This window comes from Altererythrobacter sp. (assembly GCF_050299635.1).
GTDB lineage: Bacteria > Pseudomonadota > Alphaproteobacteria > Sphingomonadales > Sphingomonadaceae > Erythrobacter.
In genome coordinates this window covers 56211-79281 of record NZ_JBNKWF010000006.1, presented here as the reverse complement: position 1 = coordinate 79281, position 23071 = coordinate 56211, and the positions used below count along the sequence as shown (strand labels likewise).

The following is a 23071-nucleotide window of genomic DNA, read 5'->3' as shown; positions in this document are numbered from 1 at the left end:
AACCTTTCCTGTGCTTTAGGGCCGCATTCCGAACGATGGGCGGCCAATTTGCTGGGGCAGGACCCTGTATGCATCGCGCACCCACGCGCAGAGCAATGGCCTGCTTTCTCTTGGATCGATAATATCCTGAATGCCGAACTTCTCTGCAGTGCGGAACGGCGAGGCGATGTGCTCAAGCTCGCGGCGAATGCGGGCGATCTCAGCTTCTCGATCCTCCGCTTCGTCAAGCTGTCGGCGGAAGGCAGCTTCGATACCGCCTTTCGCAGGCAGCGAACCCCAGCTTCCCGAAGGCCAGGCCCAGCTGCGGCTGGCGCGATGGCGGTCGATCATGCCAGCTCCGCCCACGCCGAATACCCGGCGCAGGATGATTTCGGCCTGCGGCACCTGCGCCTGATAGACTGCCGCGATCGCCCGCACGCCATGGCGGATAGACCCGCGAAGCTCGGCAGCGCGACCAATCGAAACCCCGCCCTGATCGGTCAGGCTGACGATCGGCAGATGGAACGTTTCGCACAGATCGACAAGCCGGACCATCGCCTGCGCGCCTTCGACCGACATAGTCGGCCCAGTCTGCGGATCCGTCGCGATAACGCCCACCGGATGGCCATCCAGTCGGGCCAGTGCCGTGTAGGTACCGCCGCCATATTCGGCATAGGGAAAAATCGAGCCGCGATCGAAGATGGCTTCCAATATCGGCTCGAGTTCATAGGCGCGGCGCTCATTGCGCGGCACAGCGGACAGCAGGGCGTCTTCGCGCCGATCTGCGGGGTCATCGCAAGCGATCACCGGCGGCAATTCGTAAACGCTGGAAGGCAGGTATGACAGGAACCTGTGAATCAGCGCGAAAGCGTCTTCTTCGCTCGCTACGATCCGTTCGACCACGCCGCTTTCGCGATGGACTTCCGCGCCGCCAAGCTCGTGCTTGTCCACTTGCTCGCCCGTTGCGCCATGCACAATCGGCGGGCCGGCTGTGAAGACCTGCCCGATCGGATCCACCAGAATCGCCAGATGCGACATGGCGAGCCGTGCAGCGCCGAGCCCTACGGTGGGCCCCAGGGCTGCGGCGACCACAGGCGTGACCGACAGCAGATCGACGACAGCATCCCACCCGGGATTGACCGGCAGGTAGTTGTATCCCTTTTCCTGTGCGATCTTCACGCTTCCGCCGCCGCTAGCACCGTCAAGCAGCCGGATGACGGGCATTCTCATCTCGCAGGCGTGACGCTCGGCGAAAATCTGCTTGTCATGGATCGCGGCGTCACCTGAACCGGCGCGGATCGTGAAATCGTCTGCACCCACCATCACGGTCCGCCCGTCGATCGCGCCCACTCCGGCAACGAAATTGGCAGGCGTGAAGTCGATCAGATCGCCGTTTTCGTCATAGACACCGAAACCGGTGAGCGCTCCGATCTCGCTGAAAGAACCGGAATCGAGCAGGTGGTCGATACGCTCACGCGCATGCATCTTGCCTGATGCTTTTTGCCGATCGACCTTGTCGCTACCGCCCAATGCGTGAGCCAGCGCCCGTCGCTGCGCAATCTCGTCGACCTCGGCCTGCCAACCAGGATCGGCGGCTTGCTCCGCTCCGCTAGCTGAAGCTCTGCCCCCATTCTCAGCGCGGGCATCATCGCCATCGCTCGGATCGATACGGAGCATACCCTGCCCCTTTTCGATCGATGAACCTTCTGTCACGGCCAGGACAGTGACCCGCCCCGCCTGCTCGGCGCGCACGACATGTTCCATCTTCATCGCTTCGAGGACAGCGAGAGTCTCACCCGCACTAACCACCGAACCCACTTCGACCGAAAGGGAAACGACAATGCCTGACATGGGCGCAGAAACGGCGTCGCCCGCGCCATCGGCGATGTCCGGCCCGTTTGGACTGCCAGTTCCGGGACTGTCGGCACTTTCCGGCAGGTCGAGCGCAAGTTCATCGCCGAGAGGTTCTAGCAGCCGCGGGAGATTGTCGCCGATGAAGCGGGTGTCATAGCCGCCGGCGATGAAATCGGGGTGCACCAGGATATTGCGCAGCAAGGGAACGTTGGTCGTGACTCCGTTTACGCGCAATTCGCGCAAGGCCTGAGACAGCAGCGAGCTGGCAGATACAAAATTCTCTGCATGAGCAATGACTTTGCCCAGCAATGAGTCATATCGCAGGCTTGTCTTGTAGCCCGCATAGGCACAGTGATCGAAGCGAATGCCGGGTCCGCTCGGGGTGTGCATCGCCGTGATGGTACCCGATTGCGGCACCACCGAACCGTCACTCTCGATGGCTTCGAGATTGACACGAGCCTGGATTGCAAATCCGCGAAGTTTCGGTGTCTCGGCAAGGCCCACTTCGGCAAGCGTCGCCCCATCAGCAATGGCAATCTGCGTGGTGACCAGGTCAACTCCCGTCACCTCTTCGGTGATCGTATGCTCGACCTGCAAGCGCGGGTTCGCTTCCATGAACCAGAACTCGTCACCGCCAACCAGGAATTCGAACGTGCCCAAGCTTTCGTATTGAACATGGGCTGCCATTTCTGTTGCGGCTGCAATGATCCTGTCCCTCAGCGACGGTTCGAGCACCGGGCTGGGCGCAATTTCGACCACCTTCTGATGGCGGCGCTGCACCGTGCAATCGCGTTCCCACAAATGGCATATCGCACCGGAGCCATCGCCCACGACCTGCACTTCAATATGCCGCGCCGAGGTCAATAGCTTCTCGACGTAGAGGTCGCCAATGCCGAAGGCCTTCATCGCCTCCGACTGGCATCGGGCATAGGAGTCCGCCAGGTCCTGCAGGTTGGTGACTGCGCGCATCCCGCGGCCGCCTCCGCCAGCAAGCGCCTTCAGCATTACCGCGCCGTGCGCCTTGGCGAAGTCTTGCGCCTCTTCCAGGCTGGTCGCCTGCTCTGTGCCGGGCATGATCGGCACGCCGAGTTCCTGTGCGAGCGAACGGGCTTGCGCCTTGTCTCCGAACAGATCGAGCATCTCGGGTGCAGGTCCGATGAAGCGAATTCCGTTCTTGGCGCATAGACGCGCGAATTCGGCGTTCTCGCTCAAGAAGCCGTAACCAGGGTGGATCGCATCGCACCCGCACGATCGGGCGGCCTCTATGATTGCGTCCTGATCCAGATAGGCCGCAGTGCCGCTACCGGGCAGTGCGGCAACTTCATCCGCAATACGAAGATGGAGTGAATCGCTATCGTCAATGGCGTGCACGGCAACCGATTTCACAGACAACTTCCGCGCAGCCCGCGCGATGCGGATTGCTATCTCTCCCCGGTTTGCGATCAATATTCCGCGCACTGGCTTTCTTTCCTGTTGTCACAGCGGCCCTTGGCGGAGTCGATCCGCGAGACTCCTATAACACACGCTGCAAGGCACGATGTGCCCAGAACCTCGGCGCGAAAGGAATACCGCCTCGGATCCAGCCTCTCCCGGCCGCAAATTTGAACTATTGGACAATATACTTTCCCATTGGTTTGTCAATTGACCACGCGTTCAGATAAGTTGACACAAGTTCAAATTCGTGCAGTTTGCGCGATGTGACCAAACTCAGCGCATTCCCATCGACCGCAGAATTGCGGGAATTGAAACGGCTCGAAATACTTCGCTGCGCGGCCCGCCGCTTCAGCGAGAGGGGGTATGAAGGGACCTCGCTCGACCAGATCGCCAAGGAATTGGGCGTCACAAAGACGGCGCTCTATCACTACGTTCCGAACAAGAAGCAGCTGCTGTTCGATTGCTATCGCCAGTTCATGGAACTCATCATCGGCAAGCTGGACGAAGCGGACGCAATGGACGCATCGCCCTTGGATAGACTCCGCTTCGTCCTGCGCGAGTACGGCTTGCATGCGATCGCGGGCGATTATCAATTCCTGTGGCGCGACGCCCGGATTGTGCTGGAAGGCGATGAGACTCAGTTCCTCCAGACCCAGCGCGATGAAGTCGACAGCCGTATCCGCCAGTTCATTGTGGACTGCGTCGAAGCCGGACAGATGTATGGCATCGAAGACCTGCCGATCGCCTATTTCCACATCATGGGCGCGCTCAACTGGATGGCTGTCTGGTATCGCCAAGGCGGCGATCTGAAGCCCGAGGAACTGTCGGAACGAATGGTCGCGGAATCGCTGAAGGCCTATGTCCGAACCCAGGAATAGATTTTACGATTGAATTGTCAGTCCAAGGCGAGCTGTCCCCCGTCAGCACCTATGGCACAGATTTGAGGTTGTGATTTAAGGAGAATTTGGGCTTCGTAGTAGTGACAAGCAAAGACCGGGCGGTTTGATCCCTGTTGCCGATGGTCAGTGCAATTCTGAGAGTTGGCGCTCGCTGGCCCGGTTTTGCGGGTGGTCCGAGACGAGTTCATCTGGCGGGAAGTCAGCCAGGGATCCATACTGCGAAAGATGTTCGGTCGCGAGGGCGTTTGAAATTGCCAGAATACTCCGGATCGATATGCGCCCCTTGCCCAGCTCAAAATTGCGCACCGTCGACCGGCAGATGCCGGCTTTTTGTGCAAGTGCCTGCTGGCTCAACCCCAATTGCTCACGGGTTTTCCTGAAGATCTGTCGTTCGTCCACGCGCGCCTCCAGCCTACGCTCTGTATGGGATGTGTCATGGCCGAAGCGGCGGCAATCCAGCCTGAACCGGCGGTTCAGCGGTCTGTAAGGCAATGCTTGTGACGCGCGCACGCGGCAATGACGGCCCAGATTTGGCCCGCGTGAACCAGCTTTGTGCGGGGAAATGAATCGAGCGGAAAGCAAGGCTTCACGCATCGCGAACCTGATGATTGAAAGCTTGCAAGAATTGCCCCGCAGCAGGGAGGAGACTGCGGGGCAATAGTTGAAGTCCGTGTATCAATGCTGCCCTTCAGGGAACATCTCTATGCCAAAAAGACTGGCATCAAGATCCACCGCTGCAATTGACAAATGTCAAACAGTGCAAAATTTTTGCAAATCGTTCATCCCATCCGCTGGCACCCATATCGTATCCCGACTTTGACGGTCCAAAGCCTTGGCCTATGGCGATGGTATGGACCTCGACAGCCTATTGTTTCGCTACTTCGGCACCACCGATCCTGAAGCGCTCCATCCCGAAGTGCTTATTGCAGGGATCGAACGCTGTCAGGTCGAACTTGGATTGGAACACGACGGGCCAAAGCGCTTTGCCCTGTGGGCCCTGCTCCATATGCTAGGGGCCGCGCCAGAGCTGGACGCAGTGTTCGAGAAGGAAGAAGATCGCGAAGCAGCGCGCAACTTCATGGATCTCCTGGCTGCATCGCAAGACGAAAGTCAGACCTGAACAGCCCGTTTTCTCGGGCAAAGCTGCCCCGCTCATTGAAACTCGCTGTTATTGCCCAAATCGGCTATGGATGCGCATGGACGTTGCCACGAAGCAGCGCCAGGGCAGAGAGGAGTGGCATCCGACAGTGCAGGACAACAACCTGATTGCCGAGATGTATGGTGCGGTCGGAGAGGAAGCGCGCTGGACCGAAGTGCTCGATGCGATAAAGTTGCGTCTCGGCGTTGCCAGCGCCGTTTTTCAGCGCCTGGTCGCCGACAAGGACGTTCTGGTGCCGGTGATCTCCCAGCGCGATTCCTGGTCAACACGGGAAGCACCTCGTCACGATGCCTGGGCAAACTCCCTGCACAATCCACGCTTCCGGCGCGATACCGAACCGCGCGACCTGTTCGAGATCGACAGCGATCACCGCAACATCCACTTCTCCCCGGCCGACCGCGAAGCTCTCAGGATCGGGCTGGCAACATGCGGACTGGGCGCGGGATTCTGGCTTGGCTACAGAACGGCGCCTGATGAACACATATCGATGGTTCTTCATCGCCACGCCGGCGATGACCGCGACATGACCGACGCGGACATGGAGTTCCTCCGGCAGCTGCAGCCCCATTTCCAACAACTGTCCGGCCTCATAGCTACGATGGCCGATTACAAGGCCCGGCTATCGGTCACCGAAGCCTTCATGGACTCGACAAGCCTTGCGCTTGTCACGTGCAACCGTAATCTTGGCATCCACTGGATCAACCGGGCTGCCGAAGCGCTCGTCGCCGATCTTCCGCAATTGTCGCTTGTCCGCGACAGGCTTTGCTTCCGCTCATCGGATGCAAGGGCTGCTGTCAGGGCGGTCATCGCGGGCGAAGGCGGAGACACCTGCCGCATCATGGGCGATGAGCCGGCTCAGGTTCTCCATCTGCGAGTACTGAAGCGCGAAGCGGCCGGCCGCCAGCGCTGGGGTCGCAATCTCACACTCTTTGCATTGTGTTCGCCGGGCACGGCACCGCAAATCGATCCCGGCGAAGTTACCGAACTGTTCGGTCTGACCACAGCAGAGGCAACTTTGGCCACGCATCTTGTGGGAGGCATGACGGTCAAGGACTATGCTGCCCATCGCGGCATTGCAGAGGGCACCGCGCGCATGCAGCTGAAAAGCGCATTGGCCAAGGCAGAGGTGAGTCGCCAAGCTGATTTGGTAAGACAGATCTGCCAATCGCTCGCGCGACTGTAGGCGACCGGGGAAGAACCAATCCGCCCCGGCCCTGCCTATCAGAAGGTGACACCCAGCTTGATGCCGTATTCACGCGGAGCACCGTAGAACTCGTTCGAGTTCAGTTGCCCGGTGATGTAGTCCTTGTTCGTCAGATTGGTGCCCCAGGCCTCGACCTTCAGATTGTCGTTGAGCTGAAGCGTAACGATTGCCGAAAGAAGCCCACGCGGATTGAGCCGGTCAGACAACGGCGAATAGCCGATGTAGGTGAACTGCTCGCCAACGTAAGCGTAGTTCAGACGCGGTGTGAGAGTTGCTTCGCCGCCAAGCAGGAACTCGTATTCCACGCCGCCGCCAAAGGTCCAGCGAGGTGCGTAAAGATTGGGCCCGCCCCCGGTGGTCTGGATAAATGGAGTATAGTCGAAACATATTGGTGGCGATGAGGGCACTCCGGCAGGGCACTGCGGCCCAAGGGTAGCGCCGCCGAACGTGCGCGTATTGACGAAGGTAACGCTCGCAAGATCGGAATCGACGAAGGCTACATTGGCATCGAAACCGAAGCCGCCGAAGCGCCCCTGAACCTGCGCTTCGACACCCTTGATCTCGACCGTGGAGATGTTCTCCACGCCCGCAAATCCTGTGCTCGGCTCAACCACGTTGAATTGGAAATTGGCATATTTGTTATAGAACGCGCTGACCTGGGTACGGATACGGTTGTTCAGGAAGGCAGATTTCCATCCCGCTTCATAGCTGATCACGCGCTCCTTCTCGAAATTCGACGTCGGCGAATTGAAGCCGCCCGGCTTGTACCCGCGTGCAACGAGCGCGTAGAGCAGATTGTCGGGATCAACCTTCCAGTTGAGTGCGAATTTGCCGGTGGCCAGCGAATCCTTGTGCCTGCCGGCCAGCGAGGCCACAGCGAGGCCGTCGGGAGGAAAGCCCGGAATATCCCGGCCGATCGTCACATCGCCATAGCCGGTGGCCTTGTAGGTCGAATATCGGGCGCCCAGCTGTGCTTCCAAGCCGGGTACGAGCTCGTAATTGCCCTGCGCGAACAGGCCGGTCGTGGTGCGCTGGTTGCCGCCGATGATATCGGTCGGGAAACCGCCCTGATCATCCAGAATACGGATCGCGATGTCATTGCGCTGGAAATAGCCGCCGAGGATCCAGTCGAACGGGCCGTCGGTCGGCGAGATGATGTTGATTTCCTGCGTGTACTCCTTCTCTCCCGCAAAATAGTCTTCCGCGATTCCATCCGGCCCGGCAGAAGCGTCGACATCATTCAGCGCATTGATGCGCTTGTGCTGGTAGCCGGTGACAGTGCGAAGCACGATGCCGCTGGCCAGCTCCTGCTTGAGCTCCAGGCTGGCCTGGAACGCCTTTTCCCGATTGGCGACGGGCGTATCGAAGCTGAGCGTACGGATATCGCCAACTCGGTACGCTTCATAAGGCGTGCCGAGGATCGGGCGATAGGCATAGCCGCCGGTGTCGCGATCGTTGAACGAGACCTTGGCCACCGCCTGGAAGGAACCGGGATCCCACATCGCGGTCAGGCGCCCGCCTCCTTCATCCAGCTTGCCCGCCTTCGTATCCACCGGACCGACACTCTTGAAGTAGCTGTCATGACGGCGATAGAAGCCCGCTGCACGGAAGCCGAATGTATCGGAGACAGGCAGATTCAAGGCTGCTTCGGACTGGATTGAATCGTAATTGCCCACGCCGAACATGGCATAGCCGCCCACACCGTCGAACAGCTGCGGGTTTTGCGTGTTGATGAAGATTGCACCGCCGGTGGAGTTCGAGCCGACCAGCGTACCTTGCGGGCCGCGCAGCACTTCCACGCTGGCAAGATCATAGAAGCTGTTGGCCTGCACGATCGGTGGCTGGAAAAGCCCGTCAACATAGGTCGCGACACCAGCCGTGACGCTGGGCGAATTGCTGGCAAGGCCGATGCCGCGAATGTTGATCGACTGGGTGATGCCGCCATCCGAAATCGAAAGAGCCGGGCTGGCATTCTGTAGATCGGCAAGATTGACCACAGCCTTGTCAGCAAGAGCGTTGGCGTCGAAAGCCGTTGCGGAAACCGCCACGTCCTGCAGCTTCTCTTTGCGGCGCTGCGCTGTGACGATGATATCGCCGACGCCGCTCTCCGCGCCGGTATCTGCGGTTGCACTCGCATCCTGCGATTGCGCCAGGGCAGTGCCAGTGTGAGTTGCCAGGATCAGCGCCATTGCGCTTCCCATCACGAGTTGAATCTTCATGTTATCCTCCCGATGTTCTTGATTAGTGCGCCGGCGCCCACGCCGAAGCTGCAGCAAGGAATGCCGCCGTTTCCTGGGCCGCGCTGTCTTGCTGCAGCGGAAAATAGCTGAGTTTGACCACGACTGTGCGGCTGGCCGGATCGATGTAGACATATTGTCCCTGCAGCCCGATCGCCGAGTAGGCAGGCGAGTTCGGCATGGTCCACCATTGGTAGCCATAGCCCCCACGCATGGCCTCCTCAGAACCGACTGGGGCCTGCGATATCTTGACCCAATTGGCGCTGACTACCCGCTTGCCGTTGGCCACGCCCTCGTCGAGCATCATCTGGCCAAACCGTGCCCAGTCGCGCAATGTGGCGTTGAAGCCTGCGCCGCTGAACTCGCGGCCAATGCCCGGCTCACCATCCATGATGTAGAATCCATCCGCCTCGGTACCGAGCGGCTCCCACAGCTTGCGCGTGGTATAGGCAGCTACCGTTTCGCCGCTGACGCGTTCGATCAGCCAGCCCAGAACTGCGGTGTCGATGGTCTTGTAGGCGAAGACATCGCCCGGTTTGGACTTTCGCTTCAGCGTGCGAGCGACGTCAGCAAAACGCGAGACATTCTTGACCAGCGCGTTGATGTGGTTGCTCGCCGCGACACCCGGATTGGCAAAATCGTAGCGTTCCTCGTAATCTACACCAGATCGCATTTCCAGGATCTGGCGGATAGTCACGCCGTCATATCCGCTGCTCTTCAGTTCCGGCAGGTAGCGGGTGATCTGGTCATCGAGGGAGGCTATCAGCCCCTCTTCCAGCGCCGCGCCGATCAGCACCGATGTGACCGATTTAGTCATCGACCATCCCATGTGGCGCGTGCGCTCATTCATCCCGTTGCGATAGATTTCAGTGACGATCCGCCCGTCCTTCATGATCAGCAGGGCGTTGGTATAGGTCCGCTCAAGCGCTTCTTCGGCAGTGTGGGTCTTACCGTTGAACGAATAGGTGAAGTCCATTGGCCGCTCGACCTTGGGAAATTGCCAAGGCGCGCCAGAATGGGCCACGGTGCGCGTGGTGAACAGCTGGTCCATTATGCGGAAGGTGTAGGCATTCACGTCAGCGTCATTCATGCGCAAGCGCATGATCTGCGTTGCCACCGGCACGTCAGAACTGGCACCTTCCCGGAGCTGTGCTGGAAGTTGCTGCTGGGCCTGAACCGTGGTAGTCACAACCAGCAGGCTGGCGATCGTGCCCCCGAGCAGGCGAAGCGCAAATTTCATGTTCGTCCATCTCCCTGCAGTCTGACCTCTAAGGGCCGACTCCGGGCAGATGTTTAGTCATGCGCAAAAGCGGCGCATGAACCATTTGGTATATGACATAACAATTTTTTGCATTGCACGGTGGCGCGCCGTCAATCTGAGCCAGCCGCTTTACGCGCGACAATGCTGCCCCAAATGCCCCCGTTCAGGCCACGAGGGCACTGTTTAACCAATCACAATCGGTTTCGTCAGAAAATAGCTGGGCCGTTGACGCATTCAGATCGGCGCCAGGTCCGGTGAAATGCATCGGTGAGGTTGCCCAACTCAGTCGAGCAACGCTTCCACCGGCACATAGTCATATCCCAGATCCTTTGCGACCGCTTCATAGGTCACTTGCCCCTCGTGGACGTTCAGACCTTCCGCCAGATGAGGATCGGCCTTGAGCGCTGCCTTCCAGCCCCTGTTGGCGATCCGCAGAGCATGGGGCAGCGTCACATTGTTGAGCGCATAGGTGCTGGTGCGCGCGACGGCTCCCGGCATGTTGGCCACGCAATAGTGCACGATCCCGTCCACCACATATGTCGGTTCGGCATGCGTGGTCGCTTTCGAGGTTTCAAAGCAACCGCCCTGGTCGATGGCGACGTCGACAAGGACTGCGCCCGGTTGCATGGTCCCGAGCATTTCGCGCGTCACGAGTTTGGGTGCCGCAGCGCCAGGGACCAGAACGGCTCCGACGATGAGATCGGCCTCGGCGATCTCGGCAGCGAGTGACGCGTGGCTCGAGAACAGCGTCTGCGCCCGACCTTCGAAATGATTGTCCAGCCGTTCGAGCACCGAGGGATCACGATCCAGAATGGTCACGCTTGCGCCCATGCCAACCGCCATTTGCGCGGCATTAAGCCCGACCACACCGCCACCGATCACCACGACCTTGCCCGGCAGCACACCCGGTACCCCGCCCAGCAACACTCCGCGCCCGCCCTGGGCCTTTTGCAATGCGGTCGCACCCGCCTGGATCGACATACGCCCGGCGACCTGGCTCATCGGCTTCAGCAGGGGCAGCGAATTGCCTGGGCCGGTCACGGTTTCATAGGCGATCGCGGTCACGCCCGACTTCACCAGATCGGCAGTCTGCTCCGGATCGGGAGCGAGGTGCAGATAGGTGTACAATATCTGGCCCTTGCGCAGTTGCGCACGCTCAACCGCCTGCGGCTCCTTGACCTTCACGATCATCTCGCATTCGGCGAAGATTTCTGCGGCCGTTTCCTTGATCGTCGCACCAGACGCAGCGTAGTCCTCGTCGCTGGCACCGATGCCTTCGCCGGCCCGTGCTTCGACCCACACCTCATGGCCATTCACGACCAGTTCGTTGACGCTTTCAGGCGTCAGACCGACGCGATATTCGTGATTCTTGATTTCCTTGACTGTACCGACGCGCATGGCAAATCCCCACTGGTATCCTTCCGGGATATATACCGTTCATATTCTGCAAAATCCTGCTATAGTTAGCAGAGTTTCCGCAAAAGTTGGGATACTGTCCCGGTTTTTGATGGTATAGTGGGATTTTTATGGACCATATTGATCGATCCATTTTGAAGGCTCTGCAACTGGATTCGTCGCGATCGATCGCCGAACTGGCGGAATTTGTCGGTGCTTCATCGTCCAGTTGCCACCGGCGCATCAAATCGCTCGAAGCCGCAGGACTGATCGTTGGATATTCCGCGCTGCTAGACCCGCATCGACTTGGCCTGAAACTGCAGGCCTTCGTTGAAATCACACTTGAGAGCCAGAGCAGAAGCGCGATGGAGAGTTTCGAGGAAGCGGTTTCTGGGTTCGACGATATCCTGGAATGCCATCTCACTTCCGGAAACGCCGATTACATTCTGCGCATTGCGGCCCAGGACCTTGAGCAATTCGACAGAATCCACCGCGAATGCCTGGCGCGTCTACCAGGTGTGAGCGCGATGCGCTCCAGTTTTGCGATCCGCACGATCAAGCAATGGAAGGGATATCCGACCGGCTGTTGATCGGCACCATCCCTGGGTCCTACGGCAGATCCGGGCGCAGACTAAGGCCCCATGGGTTGGGGGCGACAGGATCACGCATATCAATTTCCTCGCCCATCAGGCAGCAATCTCTGCAACAAATCGCGTTCAGGGTCGGGGTCGTTTAGAACCTTGGGCTCGACATCGAATATCATCGTGGCGCGATTGATTGGCTCATAGGTTGGCCAATTCGGCAGCGAAGCAGTATTTGGATCACCCTTGCGCGCAAATGCGATCCAGGCGTCCGCCATCAAATCTGCCATTCGCTGCTGAGCTTCTCCTTCTCCAGTGTAGCTTACCGACTTAGCCACATTGTCGAAGACAAAGCCGATCTCAAGGGCGTGTGCGGCTTTGAGGCGCCCTCCCTCGACCGGGCTCTCCCAATCCATACGGTACATATAGACCGGCGCGGGCTGGGAGCTTTTTCGTTCTGCCTGGCGGATCGCGGTTCCGCGATAGTTTCGGAAAGTGGCAATCTGGAAGTAGATTTCGCTGGCGTTCGCGTCCGGATAGGCTGCGCGCATACCTCCAATGATCTCTTCAGGATCAGCCTTCCCAATATATGGCGCAATCTTCCCGGATAGCTCATCCCAATCCAGGTCAAATGCGGAAGGATCAGCCAGCCCGGCCTGCAACCTCATTTCGGTACGGTTGGTACCGACAAGAAGGGGAACCTTTGCCGAAACCGGGGGTGCATCGGGCGTGAAAGGTTGCCGTTTCAAGGATCGGCCGTCGACGACCGGGCGGTAGAATGCCCCTCTGCTGCGCGAGGCGTACATGGCCTTGAGCAGGTCAGTCATTGGCATAGAAGCCAAACCTTTGACATCTCCCGGCTGCAAACCCGCCGTTTCAATGAGGTTCTCGGCCAATGGCGTTGCAATCCTGGGCGTCAGACCGGCAAGAGACATTGAGCCCGACTGTGCGATGACGCGATGGAACAGGCCTTGCGCCTCTTCCATGGCCATGAGAGTGGAGACCTTTGCCGCTCCTCCCGACTCCCCAAAGATGGTTACGTTTTCGGGATCTCCTCCGAAGGCTGCGGCATTGTCGCGTACCCATTCAAGTGCCTTCACCATATCCAAGCTACCGATATTGCCAGAATCGGCATATCGCGGATCGTCGGTTAAGCCCCCCAAATAGCTATATCCAAATGCGTTGAGCCTGTGGTTGACCGTGATGACCACCACATCTCCGCGCTCTGCCAATCGGGCCCCGTCATAACCGTGGCTTGACCCGGACCCTGCGACATATCCGCCGCCATGGAACCAAACCATCACAGGCCGTTTGCCATCATCGGCAAGCCCCCGCGTCCACACATTCAGGAAGAGACAGTCCTCGCTCTTTGGCTGAGGATTTGCCCAACTGGCGAATACCGGAACATTTCCGCCGCCCGATTGCGGGCAATCGTTCCCGAACCTGGTGGCCTCTACCACTTCTTGCCAGGGAACCGCATCAGCGGCACGCTGGAACCTTCGCCGCTCGGTTGATGCAGCATACCGCACTCCGCGAAAAACATGCACTCCGCCCGAATCGCCTTCACTCGTGCCGCGGACCGGACCAAGATTCGTAACAAGAACGGGATCGAGTTTGGCCGCCGGAGTCGTATCGTCCAGTTCACTGCCAGCAACAGGTGTACAGACAGAAAAACATAGGCCTATGATCGGCACAAGCCAACTCAACTGGTGTCGGACGATCGCCCCAGCTTCGAATGGCATATGCTACCTCCTACCTTGCAGAGTAGTGCGGGATATCGCGCCCATCACATACCCTATTTTCAAATTTGTCTCTTTATTCCATCCAAAATTGTTCTAATGTCAAGTCCGCAAGCCCAATGGGAAGCGAGCTTAAAGGAGAAATAGCGATGTCTGAGCAGGTCGGTATCAGCAGGCGAGGGATTATGGCGGGCGGCCTGGCTGCCGGAATTGCAGCAACCTCCCGGCCGGTCTTCGCGTCAGACCTGTTTCCGGTGGTGGAAACGGCAGACGGCAGGCTCCGTGGCGCGAAGCCTGGCGACGTCGCCAAGTTCCTGGGCATTCGGTACGGCGCGCCGACAGGCGGACGTAACCGCTTCATGCCGCCGCAGCCGGTTGTCCCATGGAGCGGTGTCCGTGACGCATTGACCTATTCGGACGTCACGCCGCAGGTACCTGCCGACAGGCGCAGTCCCTATGCGGACTTGATACAGTTCGATGTTCAACCTGGCGGTATCGGCGAAGATTGTCTCTCGCTGAACCTATGGTCTCCCGATCTTTCATCCGATGCAAAGCTGCCAGTGATCGTGACTCTCCATGGAGGCGGATTCTATGGCGGATCGGGAAACAATGTCGGCATGGACGGGGAATCGCAGGCGCGCCACGGTCAATGCGTGGTTATCGCCGTGAACCATCGGCTGGGCGCATTCGGTTTTCTCCATCTCGCAGAACTGGGAGGGGCGGACTTCGCTTCCTCCGGAACAGTCGGCATGCAGGACATCGTTGCCGCGCTTCAATGGATTCGGGATAATGTCGAGCAATTTGGCGGAGACCCTTCGCGTGTCCTTGTTTATGGGCAATCAGGCGGGGGCGCGAAGACCAGCACGCTCCTTGCCATGCCTTCCGCGAAGGGACTGATGCATCGCGCGGGCGTCATGAGCGGTTCTGCATTGAGACTGATGCCTGAAGAAGTCGCAGCGAAGCGAACGGCGGAATTGCTCAAGGAATTGAACATATCGGACGTTCGGAAGCTGCAGGAGGTTCCCTTCCTTGCGATTCTGGAAGCTCAGGCCGCGGCTGAAGCGGCTGCACGCGCCAAGGGTGAAGCTCCGGGTTCCTTTGCGCCGGTGGTCGAGGGCAATGTCATCCCTCGCCACCCGTTCGATCCGGATGCGCCCGACACTTCTGCCGATGTTCCCATGATCGTATCGACTGCTCTCGACGAGCGCGCCTATCGCATGATGGATTTCGGGATGGATGAGGCCGGACTGCTCGCCTTTGCCAAAGAGCGTGCCGCTGAGCGAGCTGCCGAAGCGGTCAAACTCTACCGAGATGAGGATCCTGATGCGAAGCCATTCCTGCTCGCCGCGCGCATGGACAGCGACCGGATATTCCGGCCCGGCGCCTTCGCAATGGCAGAACGCAAATCCGCCCAAGGTCGTGCCCCGGTGTGGACATATCTTTGGACGTGGCCAAGCCCAGCTTTGGGTGGCGTATTCGGGGCTGTGCATGGCATTGATGTCGGGCCTGGCCTCCACTCACTGCGGTCGGGCCTGAATGGATCTGGACCCGAAGCGCGGAAGATGATGCAACGCGCGGCGTCAATCTGGTCCAGCTTTGCGGCAACGGGCGACCCGAATAACGAATTACTGCCGAGCTGGCCGGCCTATACGCAAGAAAAGCGCAGCACACTTATTCTCGATCGCGAGCCACGCGTGGAAGATGACCCGCGGCGCGAAATTCGCGCTTTTTGGGCATCAATCTAGCCTGCAGGAAGGGCAGCCCAATAAGAGCGTTGCCCTGAATCCAACTACTACTCGTCTCCTCCAGGCGGAGCGGCCTCCTACCCGCCCTGTGCCTCAGGCCATTGGGGCTTGCCATCAGACCTGAGCGGCCGAACCTTAGAAATTGCAGGTCTGTCGAGCACCTGACTGGTGGCCAAGGTCACATTGATTGTGAATCGAGGCATCGGCCCAGTTCGACGCCGGTCAGCCTGATCCTCCATCTGGACCATCGCTTTGACAAGGTCATCAAGAGCGAGCATATAGCCTTTACTCAGACAAATAGAGAGGTAAAGGGATGAGGGTTGGGCTTTGTTTCGGATCAGTGGCCTTGGCGCTTGCCACGATGCAAGTGGCTCCAGCCCTGGCCAAAGCTCCCCCGAGCGGGCTGACCGCCAACGGTCAGATTGCGGATGGCAAGGTTTCGGCGCGTTCAGACTTCCAATCCGTGCGATTGGAGAACGGCGTCCAGTACCAGCTCGACGGCACCGTGAAGACCGTCCTCTTCTATGCCCCCGACACAGTTCGCGTGAATGCCAGCCTGGGTCGTTCGTACTGGAACCAGCCTAGCCTGGTCGTGACCGATAAACCGGCAGAAACGCGCTTTTCCGTAAACGAAACCGCTTCCACGGTGACCCTCAAGAGCGAAAAATTGCGGGTAACCATCGACAAGCGTGACGGCGCCATCAGCTTCTTCGGTGCCGGTGGCAAGTTGCTGACCCGTGAGAAGGCTGGCGTGCCGCAAAAGATCACGCCCAAAACGGTTTCAGACACCCCCACTTATGAAGTCGAGAACAGCTTCACGCTGAAGCCGGAGGAGGCAATCTACGGGTTCGGTTTTACCGACGATGAAGAGGTGAACCGGCGCGGCAAGGACCTGCTACTGGTCCAGACCAATATCGGCATCATCATTCCCGTCATGCTGTCGACCGAGGGCTATGGCGTGATGTGGGACACCTATTCGCAGATGCGCTTTACCGACGATGCCGAGGGTGCGCGCCTGTGGGCCGAAGACGCGCCGGGCGGGGTCGATTATTATCTGATGGCTGGCGAAAGGATGGACGATGTGGTCGGCGCCTATCGCCGGCTGACGGGGCAGGCGCCCATGTATCCCAAACAGGCGTTCGGGCTGTTCATGAGCAAGGAACGCTATCCGACCCAGGACCGGCTGGTCGAGGTAGCCCGCACCTTCCGCAAGGAAGGCTTCCCGCTCGATTACATCGTGCAGGATTGGCAATATTGGGGAAGCGACAAGGATGGCACCTGGTCGGGGATGATCTGGAACCCCGAACGCTATCCCGATCCGGAGGGGATGACGCGCGCCGTCCACGACCTCAACATGAAGCTCATGATCTCTATCTGGCCGTCAGTGGGCAACGACACGCCGCTGGCAAAGGAACTGGACGAGCATGGACTGCGCTTCGAGCCGCTGCACTGGATTTCAAAGAAGGCCCGCGTCTATGACGCATACAGCCCCAAAGGGCGCGAAATCTACTTCAAGCACGTCAAATCGGGGCTGCTCGACAAGGGCGTGGATGCCCTGTGGATGGATGGAACCGAGGTGGAGGCCAGCTCCGCCATGTGGGATCCGCACTCCAATGTCGTCGATACCAAAGCGCTGGGCCGCAACGTCATGGGCGATTTTTCGCGCTATCTGAACCCCTACACCCTGCTGACGACACAGGGCACCTATGACGGACAGCGGGCGACGAGCGACAATCGCGTACTGACACTGACGCGATCGGCCTGGGCGGGAGCGCAGCGGACGGCGGCCGCATCCTGGTCGGGCGATACAATTGCCAGTTGGGATACGCTGAAGAAGCAGGTTGCGGGGGGCGTCAACGTCACCGTCACAGGCAATCCCTATTGGACGCAGGACATTGGCGGCTTTTTCGTCGACGATTTCCAGGGTGGCGAAAGGAACCCAGCCTACCGCGAACTGTTCGCTCGCTGGTTCCAGTTCGGTGCGTTCAATCCGCTGATGCGGGTGCACGGCACCAGCATCGAGCGCGAACCCTATATCTTCAAGGACATGGACCCGGCGATGTACAAATCGCTGCTGGATACAGTCCATCTACGCTACCGCCTGCTGCCCTATATCTACAGCCTCAGCGCAAAGGTGACCTCTGACGGATATACGCTGATGCGACCGCTGCCGATGGATTTCGCTGCGGACCCGGCGACCTACGACATCAACGACAGCTTCATGTTCGGCTCTTCCATGCTGGTCCACCCCGTGACCCGGCCCATGTACCACATCCTGCCGCCGCCGCCCGCAACGATACCCGCCGCGTATCTGCAAACCAGCGACGGAAAGCAGGGCCTGAGCGTCCAGTATTTTCAGGGCCGCAACTTTGACGAGCCAAGGGGTGCCCGGTCGGTCGACGAGCGGGTCGACCATATCTGGCCCGGGCCGCCGCTGGCGGAAATGCCGGCCGGGCTCACGGCCCTCACTGACTTCTCGGCGCGTTGGGAAGGTGAATTGCTCGCGCCCGAGGATGGAGAGTACGAAATCGGTCTTTCGGGCGATGACGGGTATCGCCTCTGTCTGGACGGCGAGAAAGTCCTTGAGGACTGGAAAGACGGCGGCAATCGCTATGCCGGCGTGAAGCGCACGCTGCGCAAGGGGCAACGCGTCCCCATCCGGATCGAATACTATCAAAGCGGGGGTGGCCGATCGCTGCAGCTGGCGTGGCGTACGCCAAGCGAGTTCCAGGCCTTGGCGGCCGCCAAACCCACGCGTGACCTGTCGATGACCACCTATCTGCCAAAGGGGGCGGAATGGTATGATTTCTGGACGAACCAACGCCATGCGGGAGGACAGACGGTCACGCGCGAAACGCCGCTGGACGTCATTCCGCTATATGTCCGCGCCGGATCGATCATCCCGATGGGCCCGGTGGTGCAATATGCGACCGAGAAACCCGACGCGCCGCTGGAGATCCGAATCTATCCCGGCGCGGATGGCAGTTTCATCATCTATGAAGACGACAACGAGACTTATGCCTATGAGCGCGGCCAGTCCGCGCGCTACGAACTGCGCTGGAACGATGCCAAGCGGGTCCTTTCGATCGGCGAACGCGAGGGCAGCTTCCCTGGTATGGTTCAGCAGCGCAAGCTCAACATCGTCCTAGTCGACAGCAAACAGCCCGGCGGAATAGCGGAAGCGCCGGCAGCGCGGACAATCACCTATGACGGGCGTGCAACGGTCTTGCGGTTCGCCAAGTGACGGGTACGGATCTGTCAGTCTTTGCAGGGATCGCATCACCGTATCCCCGGTGACTATGCAATCGCCAGATCGACCGAATTGTTTCGTCGCAAGATGTTGATTCGCTGAAGAATATCAGTCCGATATTGCGGTGATAGGACTGTGTCCACCGCGATAAAGCTGGCCGTTGCACTGCCATGCGACAGTTCAAGCCGAACATAGCCCTGGTGAAGATTGTCGGTCCACTCGATCTCTGGGTTGAAATCCGCGAAGGCCTTGTCGAGTTGGGCGGACGTCAACGCATCGAACCCGCTGCCCACAAAATCGCCTGGCGAGGAAACGCCTGCGGTGCCCAACTCGATGCCGACCAGCCTGCCCTCGCCATCGCCCAGCCGATTGGCCCAGAAACTGTGGCTGTCGCCGGTCAGGAACAGGAGATCGCCTGCACCTGCTTTCCGGCTGAGGTCATAGAGCCGCTCGCGGGCCCAGCCATAGCCATCCCACGTGTCAGGATAGAAGGGCAGCCTGTGCTTGCCTTTCCATGCCAGCGTCTGCGCTGCCTCAGGCAGGCCGGGCGTAGCCTCCGGATCTCCGACCAATCCCAGAGCGACGACATCTGGGACCTCGGTACGCGCAATCGGCATGGGATTGCCAATCAGGCGCCAGGGCTGCCCTGCGTCAACTGACGATCTGAGCGCAGCGGATAGGTCTCTCTCCAGTTCAGAGGCCAGCATGCGGCGGCCCGGTTCATTCACAGCCGCCATGACCGCATCATGCGTTGCATGGCCATGGTCCGAGAAATCGGCGTAGTCGATTTGCCTGGCACGCGCCGTGTGGCGGGTTTCAAGTGTATGCAGCATGGCCAGGTCGCCGAAATTGTAGCAGCGCCAGAACTGCTTACGGCTGCCTCCCTTGCGATCGAGCCACTCCGGCTCTCGCACGGGCATCCATTCGTAATAGGCCTGGATCGATGCCCTACGGCGGGAATGCCAGTCCCCCTCCGTTTCGGGTTGGTGGTTTTGGGCACCGCCCGTCCAGGGGTTGTTGGCGCTCTCATGGTCGTCCCAACATGCGAGCAAGGGATGCGCTGCGTGCATCGCCTGCGCTCCGGCATCTGTCTTGTACTGGGCATGGCGTTGACGGTAGTCGGCGAGGCTGACGATCTCGTTCGCGGGTTCATGCACACGCCCGATCTTGGCACCAAGATCTCCACCCCAGCCGCCTGCGCCATATTCGTAGATATAATCGCCAGTGTGCAGCACATATTCCACGCTGGCATCGCTCGCGATGGCGTCATAGGCGTTGAAGTAGCCGAATGGGTAGTTGGAGCAGGAGACAAGAGCGATGCCCAACCGGTCAAGCTTTCCCACTGGCAAGGTGCGCGTGCATCCGACGATCGAAACCGCGTTGCCAAGCCGGAAGCGGTAGTAATAGGTTGCACCGGAATTCAGCCCGGTTGCGAGCAGCTTCACAGTGTGGTCGCGGTCCGGCCCGGTAGCGTAGGATCCGCTCACCACCACTTCGCGAAATCCCAAGTCGCTCGCCACTTCCCAGACGACGTCCTGCTGACCCTCAGCCGTAATCCGGGTCCATAGAACGACCGATGTTGCATCGGGATCGCCGCTCGCCACGCCGTGCTGGAAGACAGGGCTGCCTGTTGCTTCACTCGCATTGGTTCGAAAGGGAAACGCGGCAGCAGCGGAAGAAGCAGCAAGCCCGGCAATGACACGGCGGCGATCCGCGGCAAATGAAGACATGGTCAGGTCTCCCTCGCATGAAATGCGCTAGGATTGATGCGCTAGAAAAGTTGCGGATAGGCGAAGGGCGGCCCGAAAATCCGGACCGCCCCCGCGCCCAAAGTCCAATCAGAAATCGAGCGTCGCGGTGAAGACCACCGTGCGCGGCGCGCCGATCCACGCACCACCACCCGAAATGCCACCAAGATAGTCTTCGTCGAAGATATTGTTGACGACGAGACTGAGATCGATCCCTTTGAGCATGTCGGCAATTTCTTCGCCGCGCACGCCAATGTAGGCATCTACAGTGAAGTAGCCTTCGGCGACAAAGCTGTTGGCGATATTGACGAAACGATCGCCTGTCTGCTTGCCCGAGATGCCTGCGCGGAATGGTCCGTAGTTGTAGTCGAGCCCGGCAACAAACATGTTCTTGGCGATGCCCGTCACACGATTGCCCGGGATGATCCCGACAGCCGCATCGACCAGCGGATCGCCCGTGCCCTTATAGGTGGCATCGATATAGGTATAGCTGGCAAAGCCGGAGAGACCGGGAACAATCTCAGCATTGACCAGCAGTTCGAACCCTTCGGAATCGATACCACCCGCGTTGAAATATGTACCGTTGGTGCCGATCAGATAGTCCGGTCCCGCATCGGTGTTGGCGGCCAGGAAGATGATCCGGTTGTCGAACTTGGTGTTGAAATAGACCGCCGAAGCCTGAACACGGCCGCTGCTATATCGCACGCCGGCTTCCCAGTTTTCGCTCGTTTCTGGCTCAAGCAGGTCGAGGTCCGCATTGGGCCGCTCCAGGATCTCGTCACCCAGCGCCTTGTAGTTTTCGGCATAGCCGGCAAACAGGTCGAGACCGGGCATGGCTTCGATCTGGACACCGCCAGACAGCAGGATGTCGGATGTCTTGCTGAGTGAGACGTTCGGCGAGGCGCCGAAATTGTCTTCGCGCTCAACTTCGTTATGGAACTGCTTGATGCCGAAGGTTGCGGTGACCGGACCAAAGGTGACCTCGTCTTCCGCGAACCACTTGAAAGTGCTTTGCGGGTATTCGCGGTCGTATTGGCGCCAATAGGCGGGGTTTTCATATTCGAACCCGACCCGCGTATCGACGATCTGGTGCCAGTCGCGATGCTCCTTGCGCTTCCCGTCTTCGTACCAAATGCCGCCGCGCAGCTGGTTGTCGACGCCGCCAAAACTCGCCGTCCACGAGGCATTGGCAGTGAAACCATAGCGGTCCTTCTCGTAATGCGTGTGGCGATACGACTGAGCGCCGATCGCACCTGCAGCGTAGCAGGCCGGATCGTACTCGGGGCCGGCTCCGCCATAGGGGAAGGTAATCGAAGAGACGCAACCGGGCGTGGCGGTGAGCGCGACGCCATTGCCGTCGATGAAGTAGATGCGGCCAATCGGGCTGCCGCCCATGATCGTGCTGTTGCCGGTGATCTCGCTTTCCGCTCCGCCCATGTCGTCCACGACGTCGACGATATAGGGCGGGACCCAGTCGCCGCGCCCCTTGTTGTGATGATAATAGGCCGCCGCACTAAGTTCGACCGCGTCGAGATCTGCTTCCGCCTTGAGATAGGTAAATGCGTTCTCCCGCAGCGTGGACCAGCCCTTGCGATAGCTCTGGTCGATATAGGGGATACCCGACCATTCGGCAGTCAGTTGGTCCCACTCGGGATAGGCCGCGAAATCGGCTGCGCTGAAGACGCGCTGGTAGTTGTCTTCTTGCGTGTCGTCATAGCTCGCATAGCCCGAAATTCGAACCAGGCCCGGCTCGGCGACGAATTTGGCCGCGATATGATCGCGCTCGTTTTCCGCCGCGTTGTTGATCCAGTCGGTCGCTTCCTGGTGCGAAGCGGAGACCCACGCCTTCACACCGCCCAGATCGCCCGTGTCTGCTCGCACATAGAATCGCTTCGCATCGTTTTCGCCAAGTGAAGTCGAAAATCGGATGCGGCTGTCATCGAGCGGATCGGAGGTGCGGAAGTCAAGCGTTCCGCCCAGCGCCTCGTTTGAAAGCGAGCCGATGTCCGCAGTGCCCTGGCTGACCGCGACCGAACCGATGTTCATCGTGTCGATATAGCGGTTCGCCTTCGAGCCGCCGCCATAGTTGGAGCCGCCGTTGGGAAGGCCATCGATCGTGATGCCGACTTGCTGCTCGTCCAGATTGGTCTGGAATCCTCGCAGCGCGACCGTCGTCGACCAATCGTCGAACCCGAATGTATCGCCTTCCTGCACCTGCACGCCGGGCAGGTTGTCGATCATGGACAGCGGCGACGTGAGCGGAGTCTGCTGCAACATCATCGGCTCTGTGGTGACGTTGTTGGTGTAAGCCGCCTTGACGCCGGTAACGATGATCGTTGTTCCGGCATCCACTGCTGCTTCGTCGGTCTCCGAATCTTCGGCATGCAAAGGAGCATGGAAGGTCAGAATGGCCAGGCTGGCGCCGAACAGCGCCGATTTTCCTTTGGGTACAGATCGCATTTTGGAAACCCCTCATCTTGTGTTTCAGGGGCCGCCACTATTGTGCGAATGCGAAGGCGTTGTTGCGGTGCAATAAATGTTTAGTGACAGTGTTACTGCGCAGTCTCGGTTGGATGACCGGTTAAT

14 protein-coding genes are annotated in these 23071 nt (G+C 59.4%); 6 read left to right on the top strand and 8 right to left on the bottom strand.

The window, feature by feature from the left end:
• Window positions 1-15: 15 nt before the first annotated feature.
• On the bottom strand, window positions 16-3291 hold the full coding sequence (locus ACQY6C_RS04585) for a carboxyl transferase domain-containing protein (protein ID WP_427965370.1): 3276 nt from the start codon (window positions 3289-3291) through the stop codon (window positions 16-18).
• Window positions 3292-3530: 239 nt separating this feature from the next.
• Between ACQY6C_RS04585 and ACQY6C_RS04580 the strand changes: the two genes are divergently transcribed.
• Window positions 3531-4145 (top strand): TetR/AcrR family transcriptional regulator, encoded by a 615-nt coding sequence (locus ACQY6C_RS04580; protein ID WP_427965367.1) that lies wholly within the window; start codon window positions 3531-3533, stop codon window positions 4143-4145.
• Between the two features lie 144 nt (window positions 4146-4289).
• Here the strand turns inward: ACQY6C_RS04580 and ACQY6C_RS04575 are convergent, their stop codons facing one another.
• Window positions 4290-4760: a helix-turn-helix transcriptional regulator gene (locus tag ACQY6C_RS04575; protein WP_427965365.1), complete on the bottom strand. Its 471-nt coding sequence runs from the start codon at window positions 4758-4760 to the stop codon at window positions 4290-4292.
• Window positions 4761-5016: 256 nt separating this feature from the next.
• On the opposite strand from ACQY6C_RS04575, the gene ACQY6C_RS04570 reads away from it, so the two are divergent.
• Complete coding sequence (locus ACQY6C_RS04570) at window positions 5017-5286, top strand: hypothetical protein (RefSeq protein WP_427965362.1); 270 nt, start codon at window positions 5017-5019, stop codon at window positions 5284-5286.
• Window positions 5287-5356: 70 nt separating this feature from the next.
• Window positions 5357-6508 (top strand): helix-turn-helix transcriptional regulator, encoded by a 1152-nt coding sequence (locus ACQY6C_RS04565; RefSeq protein ID WP_427965359.1) that lies wholly within the window; start codon window positions 5357-5359, stop codon window positions 6506-6508.
• Window positions 6509-6546: 38 nt separating this feature from the next.
• Here ACQY6C_RS04565 and ACQY6C_RS04560 read toward each other — a convergent pair whose 3' ends face one another.
• From ACQY6C_RS04560 to ald, 3 genes are all read right to left on the bottom strand, one after another.
• A complete protein-coding gene (locus ACQY6C_RS04560; protein ID WP_427965356.1) occupies window positions 6547-8748 on the bottom strand; it encodes a TonB-dependent receptor in 2202 nt (733 codons plus the stop codon).
• A 22-nt stretch (window positions 8749-8770) separates the two neighbouring features.
• Window positions 8771-10006 carry a serine hydrolase domain-containing protein gene (locus ACQY6C_RS04555; protein WP_427965353.1) on the bottom strand — a complete coding sequence of 412 codons (1236 nt, stop codon included), beginning with the start codon at window positions 10004-10006 and terminating at the stop codon, window positions 8771-8773.
• 303 nt (window positions 10007-10309) lie between these two features.
• Window positions 10310-11425 carry an alanine dehydrogenase gene (gene ald, locus ACQY6C_RS04550; protein ID WP_427965351.1) on the bottom strand — a complete coding sequence of 372 codons (1116 nt, stop codon included), beginning with the start codon at window positions 11423-11425 and terminating at the stop codon, window positions 10310-10312.
• Window positions 11426-11553: 128 nt separating this feature from the next.
• Between ald and ACQY6C_RS04545 the strand changes: the two genes are divergently transcribed.
• Entirely contained in the window at window positions 11554-12012 is a 459-nt protein-coding gene (locus ACQY6C_RS04545) for an Lrp/AsnC family transcriptional regulator (RefSeq protein ID WP_427965348.1), read from the top strand.
• A gap of 80 nt (window positions 12013-12092) precedes the next feature.
• Here the strand turns inward: ACQY6C_RS04545 and ACQY6C_RS04540 are convergent, their stop codons facing one another.
• The gene (locus tag ACQY6C_RS04540; protein WP_427965346.1) at window positions 12093-13745 is read right to left on the bottom strand and encodes a carboxylesterase/lipase family protein; all 1653 of its coding nucleotides are present in this window, start codon (window positions 13743-13745) and stop codon (window positions 12093-12095) included.
• A 146-nt stretch (window positions 13746-13891) separates the two neighbouring features.
• On the opposite strand from ACQY6C_RS04540, the gene ACQY6C_RS04535 reads away from it, so the two are divergent.
• Both ACQY6C_RS04535 and ACQY6C_RS04530 read left to right on the top strand, forming a co-directional pair.
• Complete coding sequence (locus tag ACQY6C_RS04535) at window positions 13892-15487, top strand: carboxylesterase/lipase family protein (RefSeq protein ID WP_427965344.1); 1596 nt, start codon at window positions 13892-13894, stop codon at window positions 15485-15487.
• 361 nt (window positions 15488-15848) lie between these two features.
• Window positions 15849-18731 (top strand): TIM-barrel domain-containing protein, encoded by a 2883-nt coding sequence (locus ACQY6C_RS04530; RefSeq protein WP_427965341.1) that lies wholly within the window; start codon window positions 15849-15851, stop codon window positions 18729-18731.
• 53 nt (window positions 18732-18784) lie between these two features.
• Here the strand turns inward: ACQY6C_RS04530 and ACQY6C_RS04525 are convergent, their stop codons facing one another.
• Both ACQY6C_RS04525 and ACQY6C_RS04520 read right to left on the bottom strand, forming a co-directional pair.
• Window positions 18785-20467 carry an alkaline phosphatase D family protein gene (locus ACQY6C_RS04525; RefSeq protein WP_427965338.1) on the bottom strand — a complete coding sequence of 561 codons (1683 nt, stop codon included), beginning with the start codon at window positions 20465-20467 and terminating at the stop codon, window positions 18785-18787.
• 108 nt (window positions 20468-20575) lie between these two features.
• Window positions 20576-22945, bottom strand: a complete 2370-nt coding sequence (locus ACQY6C_RS04520) for a TonB-dependent receptor (RefSeq protein WP_427965335.1) — start codon at window positions 22943-22945, stop codon at window positions 20576-20578.
• Between the last annotated feature and the right edge of the window lie 126 nt (window positions 22946-23071).

What these genes read in the sequence shown, in the direction of transcription:
- ACQY6C_RS04565 (WP_427965359.1), top strand. Translation starts at nt 5,357, where the DNA reads ATGCGCATGGACGTTGCCACGAAGCAGCGCCAGGGCAGAGAGGAGTGG.
- ACQY6C_RS04525 (WP_427965338.1), bottom strand. Translation starts at nt 20,467, where the DNA reads ATGTCTTCATTTGCCGCGGATCGCCGCCGTGTCATTGCCGGGCTTGCT.
- ald (WP_427965351.1), bottom strand. Translation starts at nt 11,425, where the DNA reads ATGCGCGTCGGTACAGTCAAGGAAATCAAGAATCACGAATATCGCGTC.
- ACQY6C_RS04530 (WP_427965341.1), top strand. Translation starts at nt 15,849, where the DNA reads ATGCAAGTGGCTCCAGCCCTGGCCAAAGCTCCCCCGAGCGGGCTGACC.
- ACQY6C_RS04575 (WP_427965365.1), bottom strand. Translation starts at nt 4,760, where the DNA reads ATGCGTGAAGCCTTGCTTTCCGCTCGATTCATTTCCCCGCACAAAGCT.
- ACQY6C_RS04570 (WP_427965362.1), top strand. Translation starts at nt 5,017, where the DNA reads ATGGACCTCGACAGCCTATTGTTTCGCTACTTCGGCACCACCGATCCT.
- ACQY6C_RS04520 (WP_427965335.1), bottom strand. Translation starts at nt 22,945, where the DNA reads ATGCGATCTGTACCCAAAGGAAAATCGGCGCTGTTCGGCGCCAGCCTG.
- ACQY6C_RS04535 (WP_427965344.1), top strand. Translation starts at nt 13,892, where the DNA reads ATGTCTGAGCAGGTCGGTATCAGCAGGCGAGGGATTATGGCGGGCGGC.
- ACQY6C_RS04560 (WP_427965356.1), bottom strand. Translation starts at nt 8,748, where the DNA reads ATGAAGATTCAACTCGTGATGGGAAGCGCAATGGCGCTGATCCTGGCA.
- ACQY6C_RS04545 (WP_427965348.1), top strand. Translation starts at nt 11,554, where the DNA reads ATGGACCATATTGATCGATCCATTTTGAAGGCTCTGCAACTGGATTCG.
- ACQY6C_RS04555 (WP_427965353.1), bottom strand. Translation starts at nt 10,006, where the DNA reads ATGAAATTTGCGCTTCGCCTGCTCGGGGGCACGATCGCCAGCCTGCTG.
- ACQY6C_RS04540 (WP_427965346.1), bottom strand. Translation starts at nt 13,745, where the DNA reads ATGCCATTCGAAGCTGGGGCGATCGTCCGACACCAGTTGAGTTGGCTT.